Source organism: Kitasatospora herbaricolor (assembly GCF_030813695.1).
GTDB classification, from domain to species: Bacteria; Actinomycetota; Actinomycetes; order Streptomycetales; family Streptomycetaceae; genus Kitasatospora; species Kitasatospora herbaricolor.
This window is the reverse complement of the sequence record NZ_JAUSVA010000002.1, coordinates 9,151,509-9,169,930: the sequence shown is the minus strand read 5'-3', so window position 1 is coordinate 9,169,930 and position 18,422 is coordinate 9,151,509. Positions and strand designations below refer to the sequence as shown.

10 protein-coding genes are annotated in these 18,422 nt (G+C 75.8%); all 10 read right to left on the bottom strand.

The window, feature by feature from the left end:
* Positions 1–88 precede the first annotated feature (88 nt).
* On the bottom strand, positions 89–7,396 hold the full coding sequence (locus J2S46_RS39425; protein ID WP_191290929.1) for a WXG100-like domain-containing protein: 7,308 nt from the start codon (positions 7,394–7,396) through the stop codon (positions 89–91).
* Between the two features lie 4 nt (positions 7,397–7,400).
* The gene (locus J2S46_RS39420; protein ID WP_307352692.1) at positions 7,401–8,114 is read right to left on the bottom strand and encodes a hypothetical protein; all 714 of its coding nucleotides are present in this window, start codon (positions 8,112–8,114) and stop codon (positions 7,401–7,403) included.
* Between the two features lie 216 nt (positions 8,115–8,330).
* On the bottom strand, positions 8,331–10,607 hold the full coding sequence (locus tag J2S46_RS39415; RefSeq protein WP_191290931.1) for a WXG100-like domain-containing protein: 2,277 nt from the start codon (positions 10,605–10,607) through the stop codon (positions 8,331–8,333).
* A 220-nt stretch (positions 10,608–10,827) separates the two neighbouring features.
* Positions 10,828–11,382: a hypothetical protein gene (locus J2S46_RS39410; protein WP_191290932.1), complete on the bottom strand. Its 555-nt coding sequence runs from the start codon at positions 11,380–11,382 to the stop codon at positions 10,828–10,830.
* Positions 11,383–11,497: 115 nt separating this feature from the next.
* Positions 11,498–13,678, bottom strand: coding sequence for a WD40 repeat domain-containing protein (locus tag J2S46_RS39405; RefSeq protein WP_307352688.1), 2,181 nt, complete (start codon positions 13,676–13,678; stop codon positions 11,498–11,500).
* Between the two features lie 194 nt (positions 13,679–13,872).
* Positions 13,873–14,439, bottom strand: a complete 567-nt coding sequence (locus J2S46_RS39400) for a GNAT family N-acetyltransferase (protein WP_191290934.1) — start codon at positions 14,437–14,439, stop codon at positions 13,873–13,875.
* 407 nt (positions 14,440–14,846) lie between these two features.
* The gene (locus J2S46_RS39395; RefSeq protein WP_191290935.1) at positions 14,847–15,254 is read right to left on the bottom strand and encodes an NUDIX hydrolase; all 408 of its coding nucleotides are present in this window, start codon (positions 15,252–15,254) and stop codon (positions 14,847–14,849) included.
* Positions 15,255–15,387: 133 nt separating this feature from the next.
* On the bottom strand, positions 15,388–16,116 hold the full coding sequence (locus J2S46_RS39390) for a phosphatase PAP2 family protein (protein WP_191290936.1): 729 nt from the start codon (positions 16,114–16,116) through the stop codon (positions 15,388–15,390).
* 157 nt (positions 16,117–16,273) lie between these two features.
* A complete protein-coding gene (locus J2S46_RS39385; protein ID WP_191290937.1) occupies positions 16,274–16,981 on the bottom strand; it encodes a FadR/GntR family transcriptional regulator in 708 nt (235 codons plus the stop codon).
* A gap of 232 nt (positions 16,982–17,213) precedes the next feature.
* Positions 17,214–18,341 carry a DUF3103 family protein gene (locus tag J2S46_RS39380; protein WP_191290938.1) on the bottom strand — a complete coding sequence of 376 codons (1,128 nt, stop codon included), beginning with the start codon at positions 18,339–18,341 and terminating at the stop codon, positions 17,214–17,216.
* Positions 18,342–18,422: the final 81 nt, after the last annotated feature.

Genomic DNA, 18,422 nt, shown 5'->3' with positions numbered 1-18,422 from the left:
GTGCCCGTGCGCGCGCCGGCCCCGGCGGCTCCTCGACCCGCCGCGCCGCCAGGGCGTGCAGGACGCAGGCCCGGGCGGCGCGGCATGTTCAGCCCGTGGCCGCCGCGGCGGCGGCGTTGGCCCGCTCCAGCAGGGTCCGCAGTGCGCGTTGCTGCTCCGAGCGGCTGGTGGTGGCGCCCAACCCTTGGTAGTAGGCGGTGAGCCCCGCCAGCGCGCCGGCCGCGTCGGAGGGGCGGTCCGCCTGCTGGACCTCCTGGAACCACTGCTCCAGTTGGGCCCGGTGCGCCCGCTCCGGCACGTTGAACCGGTCGATCGTGAACTCCTCGCGCCAGTCGGCCCAGGCCTTCTCGACCCCGGCACGCCCGTCGTCCCCGAAGACCGTGGTGAGCGAGCGCTCCCAGGCGCCGAGTCCCGACAGGTACTTGGCGCCCAGCGCGGAGTCCAGCGGCCGGAGCCGGCCGGCCTCCAGCAGCGCCTGCATGTTCTTGTCGCTGAAGGTCCGCTCCGCCAGGTGGCCGATCGTCTCCCCGTTGACCGGGCCGAGCGTGCCCGCCAGGTGCCCCCAGCTCAGGTAGGCCCGGTCGAGCCGCTCCCCCGCCATGCCGAACGGCGCCGCACCGTCGAAGTGGCTGGCGACCACCCGGTGGTGACGGTCGGTCCCGATCTGCCCGAGGTCGAGCTCACCGCTCGCGGTGGCCCGGGCCAGCTGGAAGTCGTCCACGAAGGTGGTGTGCGGCAGCTTCTGGTGGGCGACCACGAAGAGCCGGATGAGATCGCTGGTCCGGGCCGGGCGCAGCGAGGGCGGGGTGTTCCCGATGTCCGCCAGCTCGCGCCGGGCGTGGTCGACCACCGCGCGGGTGGGCCCGTCCAGGTCCTGGATGCCGTGCATCTCGTCGAAGCGCGCGCCCAGCCAGCCCTCCAGCACCTGCGGGCTCTTCCCCTCGAAGGAGAGCAGCGAGGCCCGCATGAACGACCAGGACGCGGCGTGCGAGTTCTGCGTCTGGTACTGGGTGTCCGGCCGGGCCTGCTCGCTGAGCATGATCCGGCCGATCAGGGACGGGTCGCGGCGGTCGAGGGCGATGTCCGCGACCAGGTCGCTGTCGGCGCCGTAGCGCCGGAAGGCCTGGACGGTCGGTGGCAGGTCCGTGTGCGGCTGCACCGTCACCGGTGTGTCCATCCGCAGCAGGCCCTCGATCTCGGCCTTGCGGCCCGCCGTCAGGTAGTCCGGGAAAGCCCGGTGCAGGCTCTTGATCAGGTGTTCCCTGGCGGCGGCCGCGTCCTCCTTGGTCAGCGCGTTGTTCTCCTTGAGGTCCAGCAGGGTCCCCACCACCTCCTGCGGTGTGGGGGGCAGGCCCTCGCCCCGCACGTACCGGTCGATCCGGTCGATCATGTTCGCCTCGCCCCGGCCCTTGGCGGCGCCGTCGGCGAAGGAGGCGAAGGAGGTGATCTGGGACAACTCGATGTAGCCGGAGACCAGGTCGCCGAGGCTGCGGTGCCACTCCTGCAGGGGCAGGTCGGCCGGCGGATGCTCCGGCAGCTCGCCGAGCCGGCCCATGATGTCGTTCCAGCGTGCCACCACCGTCTGGTGTTCGGCGGCCGCCGCGCCCTTCGGCAGCGGCGGGTAGTTCTGGAACTCCTTGATGTCCGAAACCAGTTCGTTCCACACGGAGTCCGCCGTACGGTTCGCCAGGCCCTCCGCGGCGCGCCGGGTGAGCACCCACGGCACGGTGTGCGAACGCTGGTCGGACCCGAACCGGGTCATCGGCCGGTCGTTGGACGGGAGCACCTCGGTCAGCCACACCTGGTCGCCCCGGAGCGGGAACCGCGGATCGCCGGTGAAGCCGGTCTGCACGGCGACCGGCAGCGGCCGGCGCGGCGGGACGGTCGCCGGCTGCACCGGGCCCGGTTCGGAGCTCTGGGAGTGCACGCCCATGTCCTCGTCCAGGGCGGGGCTCGGGGTGCGGGAGCCCATGTCCGTGTCCATCGGCGCGTCGTTGCGGTTGACCGTCGGCGCGGGCGGCGGGGGCGGCGGGGCCTGCGTCGGGTGCAGCCCGCGGGAGACCGGGCCGGTGGTGAAGGCGGGCGGCGGCGGGGGCGGGGGCGGCGGTGCCGAGGTGGTGCGGCTGTCGGTACTCGGGGTGGGATGGGGCGGGTTGGCCGGGTTGGCCGGGGGGGTCGGGGTGGGCGGGTTGGCCGGGTTGCCGCGGTCGGTGGTCGAAGTGGACCCGCTGGCATGGGCGTTGGCGTTGGCGTTGGCGTTGGCGTTGCCGTTGCCGGCAGCGGCGGCGGCGGCCGCCTTGAGGCGCTTCGCCTCCTCCTTCGCGGCACGCAGCTCCGCCAGCTGCTCGGGAGTCGGCTTGGCGCCCTTCGGCTCCCTGACCGGCCGGGCCGTCGGTTCGCTGCCGAGACGCTGGGAGATCTCCTCCAGGGTGTGCAACTGCGCCGGGGTGAACCGGTCCGCCGAGTGCCTGGAGACCTCCGCGACCACGTCGGCCAGCTTGCCGATCGCCGGCCGCATCGACTCGCGGCCGTCCCGCAGGTGGTCCAGCGCGGCCGGGTCGAGCTTGGAGTGCAGCGTCAGCACGTCCAGGGCGTCGCGGACCCGCTTCTCGCGGAGCATCGCCACGTCAACCTTGGCGTCCTGCTTGCGCATCGCCAGCGCGGCGAGCTTGTCGCCCAGCAGGTCCTCGCTCGCCACCACCTTCAGCGGGACGGTCTCGCCGTTGTGGGTCTCGCCGTTGACGACCACCTCCATCGGGTGCTCCTGGGAGCGCACCGGCGCCAGCGTGATGCTGACGTCGAGGCCGCCGAAGCGACCGGTCACCGTGGTCGAGGCGGTACGCCGGCCGGGCACCACCTGGCTGTCCGTGAGCACTTCGTCCGCCAGGAAGCGGAGCACCTCGTTGGGGTTCCTGATCCCGTCGCCGCCGAAGGACAGGCGCATGTCGAGGTCCTGGACGGGACGGTGCAACTGGAGGGCGGCGACGCCTCCGCCGCCGCCGAGCACGAGGGAGCCGGGCGGCAGGCCGAGTCCGCTCCCGCCGAGCCGCTCGACGACGGTCTGCTCCAGGAGCGCGGCGGTGCCGAGCCGGAACTCGGACTCCGCCGTCTCCCGGTCGGTCATGCCGTCGGGCGTCGGGTAGGTCGTGGGAGCCGGCGGCGGGGGCGCCACCGGGTGGGCGGGGTTGGGCGTGCCGTGCGTCCCCGGGGTGGGCGCCGCACTGCCGGGTACCGGCGGCGGGGCGTGCGAAGGGGCCGGCGGCGGGGTGTGGGCGGGCGCGGGCGTGGCGGCGGCGGGCTGGTGCTCGACGCCCTCCATGAAGTCCCGGAGCCCTTGGTACATGTCGTTCTCGGCCCGGGTCGCCTCGACCGGGTTCGCCGGGGCGTGCGTCCCCGGGACGGGGTCCGGGCCGTAGAGCCGCTCCAGCAGCGGGAGCAGGGCCGGCTCGTTCGCCCGCACCCAGGCCGGGCCGTTGTTGCGCTGCTGCCCGGTGTGCGGGTCGGTCCCGTGGTTGGTGCCCAGGTAGGCGTTGGTCACCTGGGCGAAGTACTCCAACTCGTCCCGCGAGCCGTAGTTGTCGACCGGGTTGCCGTGGAGGTCCTGGCGCGGCCCGTCCGTCCAGGCCGCGTTCGGGTCGTTCAGCTTGCTCTGGTAACTGCTGGTGATCGTGGCCCGGTCCGGGGCGGGGAGGCCGTACTGGTGGACGGTGTGCGCGAACTCGTGCGTGGTGGTGGAGTAGCCGTCCGCGTAGTGGGTCGCGTTGCCGACCGAGGTGCTCTCCCCGAGCAGGTTCTCCTCGGTGACGGCGGCCCGCCGCCCGCCCGAGCCGCGCACGTCGTCCCAGCCGCGTCCGCCGCCGGACGCGCCGCCGGCCGTCGTCCCGCGCAGCCCGTGGAAGGCGTTGACCGAGGTCATCGAGACGTCCTTGGGGACCACCACGATCCCGGCGCCGCCCTTCAGCAACCTGGCCGCCACGTCGGGGTCCTGGAGCATCCGCTCGGCCTGTGCGCGCGCCTGGGCCCGGGCCGAGACCGGCTGGGCGGTACGGCTGTCGACGTCCACCATCAGCCGGGCGGCCGTGGTAGCGAACTCCTTGGCCGGCAGGGCGCCGCGCAGCGCGTCCACGAACGCCGGGTCCTTGGCCAGCCAGCGCCGGTACTCCGGGCGCAGCGCGTCCAGGGTCTGGGCCCGCTCCTGCGCGGACATCGTCGGCACGTCACGGACCAGCTGGGCCGCCTCGGGCGGCCGGGTGATGGTGAACTGCTGCTCCCGGCCCATCTCCTGGGCCGTCCGGCCGACCCGGCCGGAGCCTCCCTGACGCAGCGCGTCCAGCTCGGCCTGCCGCTGGTTGCGTTCGGTCTGGTGGATCTGGTCGGCCGCCTGCGAGGTCAGCGGGCGGTGCGGCGTGCCGGACCCGCCCGGGGTGCCGGCGGTGTTGCCCTGGTTCGGGTTCTGGGTCGGGTTCTGGGTCGGGTGCTGGGCCGGGTTCGAGGTGGGGTTGGCCGTCGGGTGCTGCGCGGACGGCTGCGCCTGCGTACGCGGCGGAATCGGCGGGGCGGTCCGGCCCGGCGCGGACGGAGCGGCGCGCGGGGGGATCGGCGGCGCGGTCCGGCCGGCGTTCGAGACCGGCTGCTGGGTCGGGTTCTGCGCCGGGTGCTGCGCCGGGTGCTGAACCGGAGGCTGCTGCCCCGACGGCTGCGCCTGACGACGCGGCGGAATCGGCGGAGCCGTCCGACCCCCACCGGAAGCCGGAGGCTGCACCGGATGCTGCACCGGATTCTGAACCGGAGGCTGCTGCCCCGACGGCTGCGCCTGGCGGCGCGGCGGAATCGGCGGAGCCGTCCGGGTCGACTGCGGCGGCGGGGCGGCCGACGGGCCGTGAGGGGTCCCGCTCCGAGGAGCGGCGCCGCCCTGGACGCCGTGCGGCGTGCCGGCGGCGGCCGCGCTCGTGTCCGCCGGGGGCGGCGGCGGTACGGACGGGGTCTCGGTCGAGCGGGAAGGCTGGTCGCCGGCCGCCGGCCGGGCGGTGGGGACGGACATGCCGGGCGGCATGCCTGCGGTGTCGAGCCGGCTCGTGCCGGTGTCGGCGGGCTCACGAGTGGTCGGCACCGGGTGGTCCCCCGCCGACGGGTGGGGCGCCGCCGGGCCGGACGGCCCCTGGGAAGGCCCGTGGGCCGTCGGCGCACCGCCGGGCGCCGCCGTCGCGTGGGCGGCCGGGGCGGCGGACGGCGTGGCGTGGCCGGGCGGCGGGGTGGCGGAGGCGGCGGCCGGCGTCTCGTGCGGAGCCGCGTTCGGGGTGTGGTCGGGCGTGCTGTGCGTCGGCGGGGGCGGCGGGGACGTCTCCCGGGAGGGAGCGGCGGCCGGGGTCTCGGAGCGCGACGGCGAGGCGGCGGGCGCCTCGTGCGGCGTGGCGCTCGGAGCCTGCTCCGGCGTGCTGTGCAGCGCCGGCGTCACGGTCGGGGCCGGAGTCGGGACGTGGTTCGCCGGGGTCGGCTCGGTACGGCTCTCGGCCGTCCGGCCGGTGTCGACGGGAGTCGGGTCGGGGGCAGACTGCCGGGGGACGGCGTCCGGTGTGGTGCGGGTCGGCGCGTCGGCTGCCGCCGTCTGCTGCGGCTCGGGCCGCTGCAGGCCGCCGGTGCTCGGCTGGGTGTCGGCGCGCCGGTCCGCCGCCGGGGCGGGCTCGGCGGGGTGCACGGTGTTCTCCGGCGCGGCGTTGCGCGGCGCGCTCTCGGTCGCCGGGGTGTGCGACGGTGCCGGCGCACTCTCCGCGACCGGGGTGTGCGACTGAGTGCTCTCCGCGACCGGGGTGTGCGACGGAGCCGGAGCCGCCTGGTGCGGGGCGGCCTCCGGCGCGGTGGCGCGCGGGGCGGCCGGTTCCGTACCGCGCGGCGCGCTCTCCTGGGCCGGGACGTGCGCGGGGGCCGAAGCCGCCGCGGGGGTGGCGGGCGTCCCGGTGGTGTGGTCGGCGACCGGGCCCGGCGTGGCCGTTCGGTCGGAGCCGAACGGGACCAGGCCGCCCGCTCCTCGGCCGCCTGCGCCGGCGCTACTGCCTGCAGCGGACGCACTGCCTGCGCCGGTGTCGGTCGAACGGCCGCCGGACGTGGTGTGCCCGGCCCCGGAGGCCGAGGAAGCGTCGGCGCCGTCGAGGGTGCCTCGGGTACCGGTCCCCCCGGCGGGGCCCTGGTAGGCGGAGGTGGCGGCATCCGGCCTGGAGAAGGCCGGTGTGCTGTCACCGTGCCCGGCCCCGCCGGACGAAGCGGCGCCCGTCGAGCCGGCGCCCGCCGAAGCAGCGCCGGAGGAGGCGCCGGTGGAAGCCGGACCGGAGGAGGCAGCGCCCGCCGAGGCGGCACCGGACGGCCCGGCACCGGCTCCCGAACCGGGCAGGGAACCCGAGCCGGAACCGGCCCCCGACAGGGAACCGCCGATGGGCTTGCCCCCGGTGCTGGTGGCGGCTCCACCACCCGTGGGCGGAGCGCTGTGCGGGGTGGGACCGGCCGGCGGGCCGTTGAACCGGCCCTTGATGTTCGCCGATCCGGCCCGCAGGCCCACCGCGGCACCGCCGCTGAGACCCGACCCGAGCAGGCTACCGCCCTCGACGTGGCCGGTGGTGATCAGCTGGGTCGACACGTCCGCACCGACTCCGACGGCCGCGCCGTGGACCATCTTTCCGCCGGTGGTCTGCATGGCGCCGGCCAGGCCGAGCTTCGAACCCGCGCCGCTCAGCCCCTTGCCGATCAGGTGTCCGCTGGCGCCGGCGACGGCGCCGCCGAGGGCGTTCTGGCCCAGCTCCTTCATGTCGATGCTCTTGCGGTGGCCCTCCATCAGCTCGATGCTCTGGGCCATCAGGTTGATGGCGGCCATCTGGGCCGCCTGCTTGGCGGCGAACTCCAGGGCCTCCTTCAGCAGTTGCTTGAGGATCTGCTGGACGACCGTCCGGCTGATCCCGACGAACACCGGGATCTCGGCCAGCGAGAGACCGGCGGTGAACGGCGCCTCAGCCTCGGCCGTGGCGACCTCGAAGGCCAGGATGCCGAGTTGCGCGATGATCTGGATCTTGGCGGTCTCCGCCGAGTTGGCCATTGCCTCCAGCATGTCGCCCATGCCGTTGCAGGCCTGCACCAGCCCGGGGAAGTAACCCGGGTCCTGCTCGGTGCCCTTGCCCACGGTGAACTGCGCCCAGTGCTTGGCCAACGCCTCGGCGGCCACGCCCTGCTGGCCCTCCAGTGCTCGCTTCAGCGCGGAGTCCGCGGCCTCACCGGCGTCCTTGAGGGTCTCGGCCCCTTGTCGCCAGCGCTCCGCCATGTCGCGCAGCATGTCCTCGTCCGCCTCCGGCCAGCGGGTGCCGGCCAGCAGGAGGAGCACCCACTGGAGGGGTTCGGGCAGCTCGACCGCCATCGGATCAGGCCTTTCGGTTGGTGTGCGACGGCGCGTCGGCGATGCCGCGCAGGGTGGCGGTGGGCAGGGTCGGGTCCACCGGTGCGCTCCATGACGCGGGCTGGCGGACGGCCGCGACGTCCGCCTCGGCGCTGCCGCCACCGAAGACCTCGGCGGTGGCCGCCTCGCTGTTGCGGTAGTTCTCGGTCATCGCCTTCAGGCCGTCGGCGATGTAACGCACGGCTTCGGGCATCCCCTTGAGTCCCTTGAGGGTGCCCGTGCTGTACGTCAGGTAGCCCTTCTCCCCCTCGGCGAACTTCTTGCCCGACTCGTCGTTGCCCCAGGGGGCGGTGGAGTGCGTGTGGTCCAGGTAGGCCGTCAGGCCGGTGACCAGTTGCGCCAGTTGGTCGGAGGCGGCCAGGATCGGCCCGATGGCCGCGCTGTACTGCTCGGGGTCGATCTGGAACCCGCTGCCCGCCGACCCGGGCACGGTGGCGGCGGCCGCCGTCGGGGAGGTGGGCAGGCCGTCCTGACCCGTGGGGGTGGCCAGCCGCTTGGTAGCCGTCGCCTCTCCCTGCTCCGCGCCCAGCGAGTCCTGCGCCGCCAAGGACTCGCCCTCGGGGCTGCGGAGCGCGGTGCTACGGGTCCGGGCGGCAAGCGGATGCACCGCTTCGGCCTCCAACGGACGCAAGGCGGCCTGCATGGGCTCGGCCTCCATCGCACGCAAAGGCGCCTGCATCGGCTCAGCCTCCATCGCACGCAAAGGCGCCTGCATCGGCTCGACGTCCGTCGGACGCAAAGCCTCCCGTACCGGCTCAGCCTGTGCGACGACCCGTTGGGTCACCCGGGTCGGCTGCAGCTCGGGCTGCTCATCCACGGCGGTTCCACCTCTGGCTGGTCGGGGTGCCGGTCGGAAGAGCGGCGGGGTGACGGGACTGCGGCCGGTCGGCAGGCGTCATCGGCCGGCCGCCGGTGCCGGGCGGGCGGCGTCGGCGCCCTCCAGCGAGCCGGTGGCGGCCAGCCGGGACAGCGCGGCGCGGAGGAACGGGCTGGGCACCTGGAACCCGCCCTCCTCCCGCAGGGGCGCGGGGCGCCCGGCCTCGGCGGCGGGCGTGGTGGAGGGCGACGCGCCGGCCTCCGGAGCGCGCCCCGCCGGGGCCTCCTCGTCGGGCCGGCCGCGGCGGGCGGCCGCCGCACGGGCCCGGTCGAGGTAGGCGTCGTCGCCGGTGGCCGTGGTGTCGGCCGCACCCTGCGGTGCGGCCGTCGCGGTGGGCGTGGCGGACGCGAGGTGTGTGCCCGCCGGCTCGGTGGTCGCCGCGCCGGTGTCCGGGACATCGGCCTGCGGCGCTGCGGTGCCCAGCACCGCGCTGGCGAGCTGGGTCAGCAGCGCCTGCTCGCTGCTCGCGGTGTCGGCGCCGTCCGCGCCGTCCGGGCCGGGCCGGCCCGCGTGCTGCGCGCCCGTGCCCTGCGGGGCGCCCTGGTCGTCGCTGCGGGCGGCGTCCAGCCAGCGGCGGCGCATCTGCTCCATCCGGCGGTCGCCCTGCTCGTGCCGAACGGCCTGCCCCTGGACACCGGAGTCGGTGAGCGCCGAGCCGTCCTCGTCCTCCGCTCCGCACTCGCCGAACCGGCTGGGCCGGACGAAGCGGTTGCCCTCGCCCTTGCCCTTGCCCCCGCGGCCACCGCCGCCGCCCGGGTGACCGCCCGCGTGGGCGCCGCCCGCACCGGCGGCCGAGGCGCTGCGGCCGGTGCCCGCACCGGCGCCGGCGGCCCCGCCCGCACCGCCGCGCCCCGAGCCCGCGCCGGAGCCGAGACCGGAGCGGGTGGAACCCTCGCCGCTGCCGGCGACTCCCAGCCCCGATCGCGCGCTGCCGGCCCGGGCGCCGGCGACCGATCCGCTGCCGCCCCCGCGACCGCCGCCGAAGCCGCCGGCCGCACCCCCGGCCGAGCCGCGGCCGGCACCGCCGGCACCCGGCATGCCGCCGCCGAGGCTCCGTCCGGTGGTCCCCGTGACGCCCCGTCCGGCCGACGCGGCGGTGGTGGAGCCCGGCGTGAACCGGCTGCCGCCGGTGGACGGCCGGGTCGCGCCGGAGCCGAGGCCACCCGGCAGGCCCAGGCCCCCGAACGGCGACGCCCCGCCGAAGGCTCCGCCGAACGATCCCCCCGCGAGGGTGGGTCCCGATCCGGACGAGCCACGACCGGTCCCGCTCCACGGGCTCAGTGCGCCGCCGATCCCGCCGCTCGGGTCGAAGCTGCTCTGCGACCCGGAGAGTCCTGCCAGGCTGAGGCTCGTGGGGTTGGGCCGGTAGACGGGCAGGTCGGCGCCGCCCATCCCGATGCCGCCGCCGGACCCGCCGCCCGACACGCCGCCGAAGCCGCCCAGGCCGCCGGGGGCCGGCGGCTCGAAGGGCTTGAAGGAGGCCAGCTGCGGCCGGTAGGGGCTGCCACCGGACCCTCCGACGCCCCCCATTCCGTCCGGAAGCGTGCCCGGCATCCCGCCGGGCCCTCCGTCCGCGGCGCTGAAGGGGGAGAACTCGGCCGCCGAGCCGCCGGGCGGGACGGCCCCGGAGTAGGAGGCCAGGTCCACGCCGTCCGGGCGCTGGAGGGTGGAGGGGTCGAACGAGGCGCCGGCCGCAGTGCCCCGGGTCGGGGCCGTCGTTCCGTCGCCGTGGCTGCCGAGGGTGGCGATCTGGCCGGCACCGGTCATCCGCTCGATGTGGCCGGCGCTCTCCCGGAGCATAGAGTCGACGCTGGTGCCGACCTGGCCGACGTAGCGGTTGTAGGTGTCCGCGGCCGTCTTGATGCCTTCGGACTGGGCGATGTCGTCGTGCTTGCCGGCCGGGTTCTGGTCCATGTACTCCTTCGCGTAACGGAGTTCACGGACCATCTCGCTCTTGGTCTGGGTCACCGCCTGCTCGGCCCCACGCAGCGACTGGGCCATCGCGACCCCGGCGTCCAGGGTGGTGACCGCGTGCGACTGGTCGGTGCCGGCGTACTTGCGCAGGTAGGCCTCGAAGCTGTCGGCGGCGGCGCCGGACATGTTGGCCATCGCCCGGTTGGCGCTCGCCACGATGGTGCGGACCGCGGGTTCGGCGGCGGTGTTCCAGGCCTCCCAGGCGGCTGCCAGCTCGGCCAGCAACTCCTCGTTGGCGTTCGGGAACACGATGCCGGAGCCGTGCTCGTTGCTCTGGACGACCTTCAGCACCTCGGCGAGGTCGGACGGCAGCTCGATCATGACGAGTCGCTCTCTTCGGCTGGCCGGCTGGCCTGGGACGGATGAGGGGAATGAGGGGGCGACGGACGGCCGGGCCCGGGGTCCCCGGGCCCGACGCCGTGTCACCGGTACGGCGGAGCGGGTGCGGTGCCGGGCCGCCCGGCGCCGGTGGGCCTCCCGGGCCCCCCGGGGCGGCGGCCCCGGCCCGCGTGGGCGGCCGCCGGTCGGACGGACCGACCGATCAGATCAGCTGGTTGTGCGCGCCGCCGGGAGCCGGGCGCGGGATCGGCTCGGGGTCCGGATCGCGCTCGTTGTAGTCGAGTTCGGGGGCCGTCGGGTCGTGGTAGATGTCCGCCTGGCCGTGCGGGACGTGCAGCGTGACCGGGTCCTTCTGCGGGATCGGCGGCTCCTGCACCGTGGGCAGGCTCGCCGGGACGGGCTCGGTCTCGCCGCGGCCCCCGTCCAGGGCCCGCAGGTCGACCGCGCGGGCCTCGTCGGTCGCCCGGTAGCGCTGGCACATCAGCTCCAGGTTCGCCGCCAGCTGCGCCGAGTTCTGCAGGTAGCGCTTGACGCCCTCGAAGACCTGCTTCTGGTGCTCGGACAGTCCGCCGACCGAGGACGTGCCGCCGGTCAGCGACTTGCCCACGTTGTCGGTGCCGTAGACCGTCGGCTGGATCTGCTTGATCACGGCGTCCAGCCGGGCGGCCGGGGCCTCCAGGTCGTCCAGCATGGTCCGGATCTTCTTGGCCGCAGCCTCGACCTCGTCGAGGTCGATCTGGAACGACGAACCGCTCATGGCCGCCCACCCCACTTTCCCGGGCGCCGTTGCCGCCGCCCGTCCCCTTCCGCCTCCGGCCCGCTGGGGGCCGGAGGCGGTCTTCGTCACGATCCGTTTGCGTCTGCCGTGCCGGTCAGAGCGTGGTCGCCCCGCCCGGGCCGACCACGTGCAGGCCGGCCTCGCCGAAGGCGACCGCCAGCGGCAGCCGGTCCAACTCGGCCTCGTTCAAGAGTGTTCCGCTCCCGGCGTGCCAGAGCCGCAGGGTCGCCCCCTGGTCGCCGGCGGCCAGCAGGGTCTCGCCGCCCAGGTCCTGGAGGACGAGGCTGCGCACCGGGGACCCGCCTCCGGCGAAGTCCCCCGCCGGGCTGCCGTCCCGGGCGTCCCAGATCCGCAGCGACCCGTCGGCGCCGCCGCCGACCAGCACCTCGCGGGTGTCCAGCAGGCCGAAGGAGAGCGCGGTGACCGGGCCCGGCAGGGAGCCGGCCGGCGCCGGGCCGGGGGCGCCGTCGGTGGCGTCCCAGAGCCGGACCGTGCCGTCGCGGCCGGCCGTGGCGAGCGTCGGACGGCCCGCCACCGAGCCGACGGCCAGCGCCGTCACCCCCGCCGGATCGGCCGTCAGGCGCAGCAGCGGGGCGCCCCCGAGCGCCTCCCGCACCCGGACGGTCCCGTCGGTGCCGGCCGAGGCCAGCAGGGCCCGGCCGTCCTGGTCCGGGGCGCCGACGGCGACCGCCGAGACCGGCCCGGTGTGCGAGGTGGGGACGGACAGCGGGGCGCCGCTGCGGGGGTCGAGGCAGCGGACCGCGCCGGTGGCCGTGCCGCAGACGACGAGTGTGCGGTCTCCGGCGGGGCAGAGCGCCACGGAGGTGACCGGTCCGCCCTCCGGGGCGGCGGTGTGCAGGGTGGTGCGGGTCGCGGCGTCCCACAGGCGCAGGGTGCCGTCGCCGTGGCCGGCCGCCAGCACCGGCCGCCCGTCCAGCTCGCCCACGGCCAGGGCGTTGACCGGGAAGTCCTGGCCGGGGCCGGGCGCGCAGTCGCCGACGGCCGTCCAGGTCGCCGGGTCCCAGAAGGTGAGTTGCCCGCTCTCGTCGCCGGTGACCAGCAGGTCGCGTCCGTCGTGCGGGACGGCGGCCAGCGCGGTGAGCCAGCCACGGGCGACGGGACGGCCGTCCAGGGCGCGGGCGGTGTAGACGTCCCAGGTGCGCACGGTGCCGTCGAGGGCGCAGGAGGCGAGCAGGGGGTCGCCGCCGGTGCGCAGGAAGGCGAGGGCGGTGACCGTGCCGGAGTGGCCGGTGAGCACGGCCAGCGGCTGCCCGGTGGCGAGGTCCCAGAGCCGGACGCTGCCGTCCTGCCCGGCGGAGGCCAGCAGGGCCTGGTCGCCGAGGCTGAGGACGGCGAGCGCGGTGACGCGGTCGCCGTGGCCCACCAGCAGGTGAAGCTGTTCGCCGGTGGCGGCGTCCCAGACGCGGACCAGGGCGTCGTCGCCGGCGGCGGCGACCAGGTCGAGTCCGGCGCAGCGGGCGTGGCAGAGGACCGCCGCGCCCTGGCCGGCGACCGACAGCAGCCCGAGGGCCCGGCCGTCCTCGGCGTGCCAGGCCTGCACCTCGCCCTGCCGGCCGGCCGAGAAGACCAGCGGCACGCCCTGGACGAGTCCGGCGGTCACCGCCTGGGCCCCTTCGCCGCCGGCGGTGCCGTGCAGCAGTGCGCCGCTGACGGCGTCCCAGACCTGTACGGCGCCGTCGGCGCCGCCGACGGCGAACAGTTCGCGGCCGCCGGCCGTTCCGAGTGCCAGGGCGGTGGGCAGCACGCCCGCCTCGGTCCCCGAGCCGCCGAGCGGGTCGGCGCCGTCGAGGGCCACCAGGCCGAAGCCCTGCTCGGGTTCGGCCAGCGCGTACGCGGCGCGACCGCCGACGGTGCCGATCGCGGCGGCGGGCCGGGCGGTGGTTCCGGCCTCGGCCGGGTCGATCTCGTCGAGCGCGAGCAGGACGCCGGGCAGCCGGCCGGCCGCGGCCGGGTCCAGCACCTGGGCGGCCAGCGCCTCCAGGGCCCGTCCCACGCCCGGGACCGGGCTGGTGGTGGCGTCGTCCCAGCTCGCGTCGCCGTCCGGCAGCAGGCCGGTGACGGTGAGCCGGCGGCCGGTGTCCGCCGCGGCGGCGGGGCCGTCGGGCGCGGCGTCCCGGCCGGGCGCGGCGCCGGGCGGGCCCGCGAGCAGCGCGCCCAGGACGCGGTTCAGGACGGCCAGATCGAGTCGGCCGGTCCGGACCGTCCGGGTGGTGCCGACGAGGGCCTCCACCCGGAGCCGGCCGTCCGCCGCCACGGTGAGCGCGACCCGGCCCGAGGGGAGCTGTGAGCTCCCGTGGACGTACGACAGGCCGTGTACCGACGATTCGTCAGTTCCGGCCGCAAAGACCGGAATCCCGGTTCCCCCCGACATCACGTTCTCCTCCTGGACGGCATGGCCGTCGCCTTGTCCTCACAGAGCACCCCCGTACTCGGAACACAATCCCTGTCTCAGCACAGATCCTGTGGCTGCAGGGTGGCATGCACGGCGTCGTGCAGCGTCTGGGTCCGGGAGCTGCGGAACAGCCCCGGGCGGTAGCCCGCACGCCGGAAACCTATGGACGCGCCGACCACCTGAACGGGCATGTTATCCCTTGCGGCGTACGCGTCAATATGACACAGGCCGAGCCCTTCGAAGCCGAACCTGCAGATCAACCGCAGTGCCGAACTCGCCACCTTGAGGCTGCGCGCCTGCGGCAGCAGCCAGATCGAAGCCTCGGCCGCGCCCTCCGCCGGCCGCAGGTCGACCAGCTCGGCCCAGCCCACCGAAGGCCCGTCCCCCACCACCACCGAGAAGTACGCCGCCCGGTCCCGTGCCCAGAGGGCGCCGGGCACCTCCGCCAGCCAGCGGCGCGCCTCCGCCATGTCCCGATGGGGGATCACCCCCTGCATGAACTCACGGACCAGCGGATCCCTCGATCCGGCCAGCAGCGTGGCGGCGTCGTCCACCTCCGGCCGCCGGATGGACACCTGACCATCCGTCAGCGTCGGTACGGGCAGCGTGCTCAGAAGACGCATCACCAGCCCCTTCCGTGCGCCGAGGGCACCTAGGAGACCACCTCTACGCGCGCAGATCAAACCGGCCCCGAAGTACCCGAACACCCGTCCGGGGCCCCTCTAACCCGCCGGTGGACTGGCCCGAGGCCCCCGGAGAACCGGGGAGGCCACCACCGAGCTTTGCCAAGAATTTGCCGTACGGGGTGAACGACGCGGCAACTCCACCCCGAATCCCCACACACCCCGCCCACCGAACCCCGGGCGGAGCGGCCGGCAGCCGCCCGGCGGATCGCCACGGCAGCCCGCACCGGGGCGGGCTGTGAGATCGGGTGCACCGTCACCGCGCGGCGACGGCAGGACCGTCCCCGGCCTCGCCGGGCACCGTGAGCTCTGGTGGCCGAACGCCGGGATCATCGCCGGAATCGGGCTCAGGCCAGCCGGCCGGACGCATGCAGCATGTCGAACACCAACCGGTCCACTGCCGAGACCCGGGCACGATCGCCGTAACCGAACCAGGCCGACTCCGCGATCTCGCCGGACGGGGTCAGCGGACCGGTGACATCGGCGGTGTAGCAGATCATCCGGAACTCGGTACGTCCGTCGGTGTCCCGCCGCGTCTCGAAGGTACCGACATGGACCATCGTGTCCGTGTCGACGCGGGACCGGAGCTCCTCGTCGATCTCGCGTGCCAGGGTCTCGGCATCGGACTCACCCGGCTCCCGCTTCCCACCGGGGAAGTAGAAGACGTCAACCCCGCGGTCGCGCGTGACAAGCACCCGACCGCCACGCACCAGAACCCAGGCCACCTTCTCGGGGACGAACTCCACCCTCTCCATGGCCGGACCCTACCCGTCCGCACCGGCACCACGGCAGGGCCGCGGCACGGCGCACGGGTGGTCGCCGGCGGCCCGGCCCGCTCCCCCGATCCGGACCACGATCCACGCGAGCATCACCTACCGGCGGCCCACGCTACGCGCTCGCCCCGCCGCCCCGGTCCGCGGGCTCGGCCGCCTCGCCGGTGACGCGCCGCGTCCGGCGGAAGGCCGGCGGGACCAGCACGAGGCAGAGCGCGAACCAGCCCACCGCGAGCAGCCAGCCCCCCAGCACGTCGAACGGCCAGTGCACGCCGAGGTAGACCCGAGTGAGGCCGACGGCCACCCCCACCACCCCGAGCAGCAGCGCCACCGGAACCGCCACCCGGCGCCGGACCGTGCACAGGACGGCCCAGGCCAGCAGGCCGGCCGCGAGCGCACCGGTGAAGGCGTGGCCGGAGGGGAAGGCGTAGCCGCTCGGCGAGGCGCCGACCCAGTCGGCCGCCGGCGGGCGCGGCCGGGCGAAGGCCAGCATCAGACCCCTGCGGAGCAGTTGCCCCACCGCCAGCACCAGCACCGGACCGCAGATCCACAGGATCCGCCGCCGCACCGGTTCGACGCCCCGCGCCAGGAGGACGCCCGCCCCGACCGCGGCGGCGTACGGCGGAAAGCCGGTGCCCAGGTCGGTGACTGCGCCCGCGAGGCGCACGGCCCACCCGGGACGGTGCGTCACCGCCCGGTCGTGCAGCCACGACTCGGCGGGGAACGGTCCCCAGCCGTGCAGGGCGAGCAGGAGGGCCAGCACGCCGAAGGCCGTCAGCGCGATGCCGGCGGTGAGCGCGGCGGCGCGCGGAGGAACCAGGGGCCGACCGCTGGGCTGGGGCATCCGCGGAGGACCTCTCGTCGCCGGGCCGCTGTCACATCCACACGTCTACATCAGTGTAGACCGTCGGCGCGGCCGTGGATCATCACCGATCCGCGCGGACCCGCACCCGGCAGGCCGGCCCGCCGCATCCGGCACCACGTTCAGCCCGGCAGCCCGGTCAGCCCTCGCGGCCGGCCTGGAGAGCGCCGAGCATCAGCCGTTCGGTCTCGGCCAGGTACGCCTCGGCGGCCGTCCCGGCCTGCACGGCCCGGCCGTCGGCGACCGCCGCGACCACCGGGGCGAGCCGGGCGGCGGCCGCGGCCGGGTCCTCGAACGGGGCCCGCAGGGCGGCCCGGACCGGGAGGTAGGCGTTGAACAGGGTGTTGGTGAGCAGCAGGTAGACGCGGTTGCCCGTGGCGCGGGCGAGTTCGCGGTGGACCTCGGCCTCGGCGAGCTGCGCGGCGTCGCCGTCGGCCGCCGCGGCGATCTCGTCGAGCAGGTCGCGCAGGCGCCGGGCCTGCCGGTCGGTGCGGCGGTCGGCGGCCCGGCGGGCGATCAGGGCGCCGATGTGGCGGCGCACTTCGAAGATCTCGGCGAGCCAGCCGCGGTCCTGGGCGGCGAGCATCGGCAGCAGGTCGGCGCCGCCGAGCCGCAGGAAGTCCCGCACCCTGGTGCCGATGCCGTGCCGGGTGCTGAGCAGTCCGGCCTGTTCGAGCCGGGAGAGGGCGTGCTTGAGGGTCGTCCGGGTGACGCCGTAGCCGGCGGCGAGTTCCCGTTCGGGGGGCAGGAGTTCCCCGGGGGCGTGGGCGCCGCCGAGGATGTCGTCCCGCAGCCGGTGCTCCAGCACGTCGACGACGGACTGGCGGGCGATGATCTCGACGGGCACGGACGGTCTCCTCGGTCGCGGGGGGGTGCCGTCGGCCGCCGCTCGGGCGCCCGCCGTCGCACCGGTCGTGGCGCTGTCCGGGTGGCTCCGCCACCGGTGACCGGAGTCAAGCCGCCGGCGGGCCGGCCGTCAAGCACCGCCCGGGGCGACCCCCGGGGGCGGACGGCCCGGTCCGTCCGGGGCGCCCGGCGAGGGGCGCTCCGGACGGCCCGGTGCCGGCGGCGGCCGGGGGTCAGAACTGCTCGACGAAGTACGGCGAGACGCTGAGCCAGCCGTTGGCCGCGGCGCCGTCGAGGCGGCCCGAGCTGGTCCGGGCGAGGGTGTACCAGGAGTCGACGTAGTCCGGGTCGTCGGTCCACCAGGAGGCGGGCACGGCCGACAGGACGGCGTTCACCAGCGGGATGTAGGCGCCCTGGTCGGCGATGGTGAGCAGGACGGCGGCGATGGCCGTGGCGAGTGCCTGGTAGTTGGTGTCGCCGTCGTCCTCCATCAGCACGACGTCGGCCAGGTTGTACTTGTAGTTCGACCAGTTGACCAGGATCTGGTTGGGGCGGTAGACCGTCCCGTCGTTGTTGAGATAGGGCATGTCGACGGAGTCGACCCGTACCTTGCCGTCAAGCCCGAAGCCGGTGACCAGGGCGAACATCTCCGCGTCACCCTTGAACCAGGGCTCCTCGTCGTCCTTGACCTCGACGGCGTCGATCTTGGTGGCCCACCAGCCGGCGGCGGCCGGGGCGGCGGGCCGGGCGACCGGCAGGCCGAGGCCCTGGCGGGCGAGTTCGGCGCCCAGCACCCGCAGGCCCGCGGCCGTGGTCCGGGCGGAGTCGAGGTCGACCAGGTAGACGGGTCGGTTCGGGATCTCCTCGGTCCGAAGGAGGTGCGAGCGGCCGGCCGTGTCGTAGGCGGTGATGGTCCGGGCGTGGTCGTCGGCGGTGGCCGCCGCGACCAGCGGGGCCAGGCCGGCGTCGAGCGCCGCCCGCATCGAGGGGTCGGCCAACTGCACCTGCAGCAGCGGGCCTGGTTCGGCGCCGAGGCCCTTCGCGGCGGCGATCCGCCGGTCGGCGTCCGCGACACCGGCGGCGAGGCCGCGAGCGGCGGGCGCGGAGGAACGCGAGGCCAGCGGGGCGAGTTGCGCGGTCCCCGCGTCCGCGCCGGCCCGCAGCCCGGCCCGCCAGGCGGGGTCGGCGAGCGAACGGGCGAGGTCGCGGGCGACCTGCTCCTCGATCCGGGTGACCTCGCCGCCCTTGGCGGGCGGCGCGGCGGGGGCCGGCGAGGCTGTCGCCGGGCCGGCGGTGATGGTCAGTAACGCGACGGCGGCGACGGCGGCGAGGGCGCCGCGACGGGTGCGGGAGCGGGACATGGGTGTGCACTCCTGACGGGTCGGGGAGGGCGGACGGCACCGGGTGCGGTGCGGCCGCATCCTATCCAGTGCGTACATGAC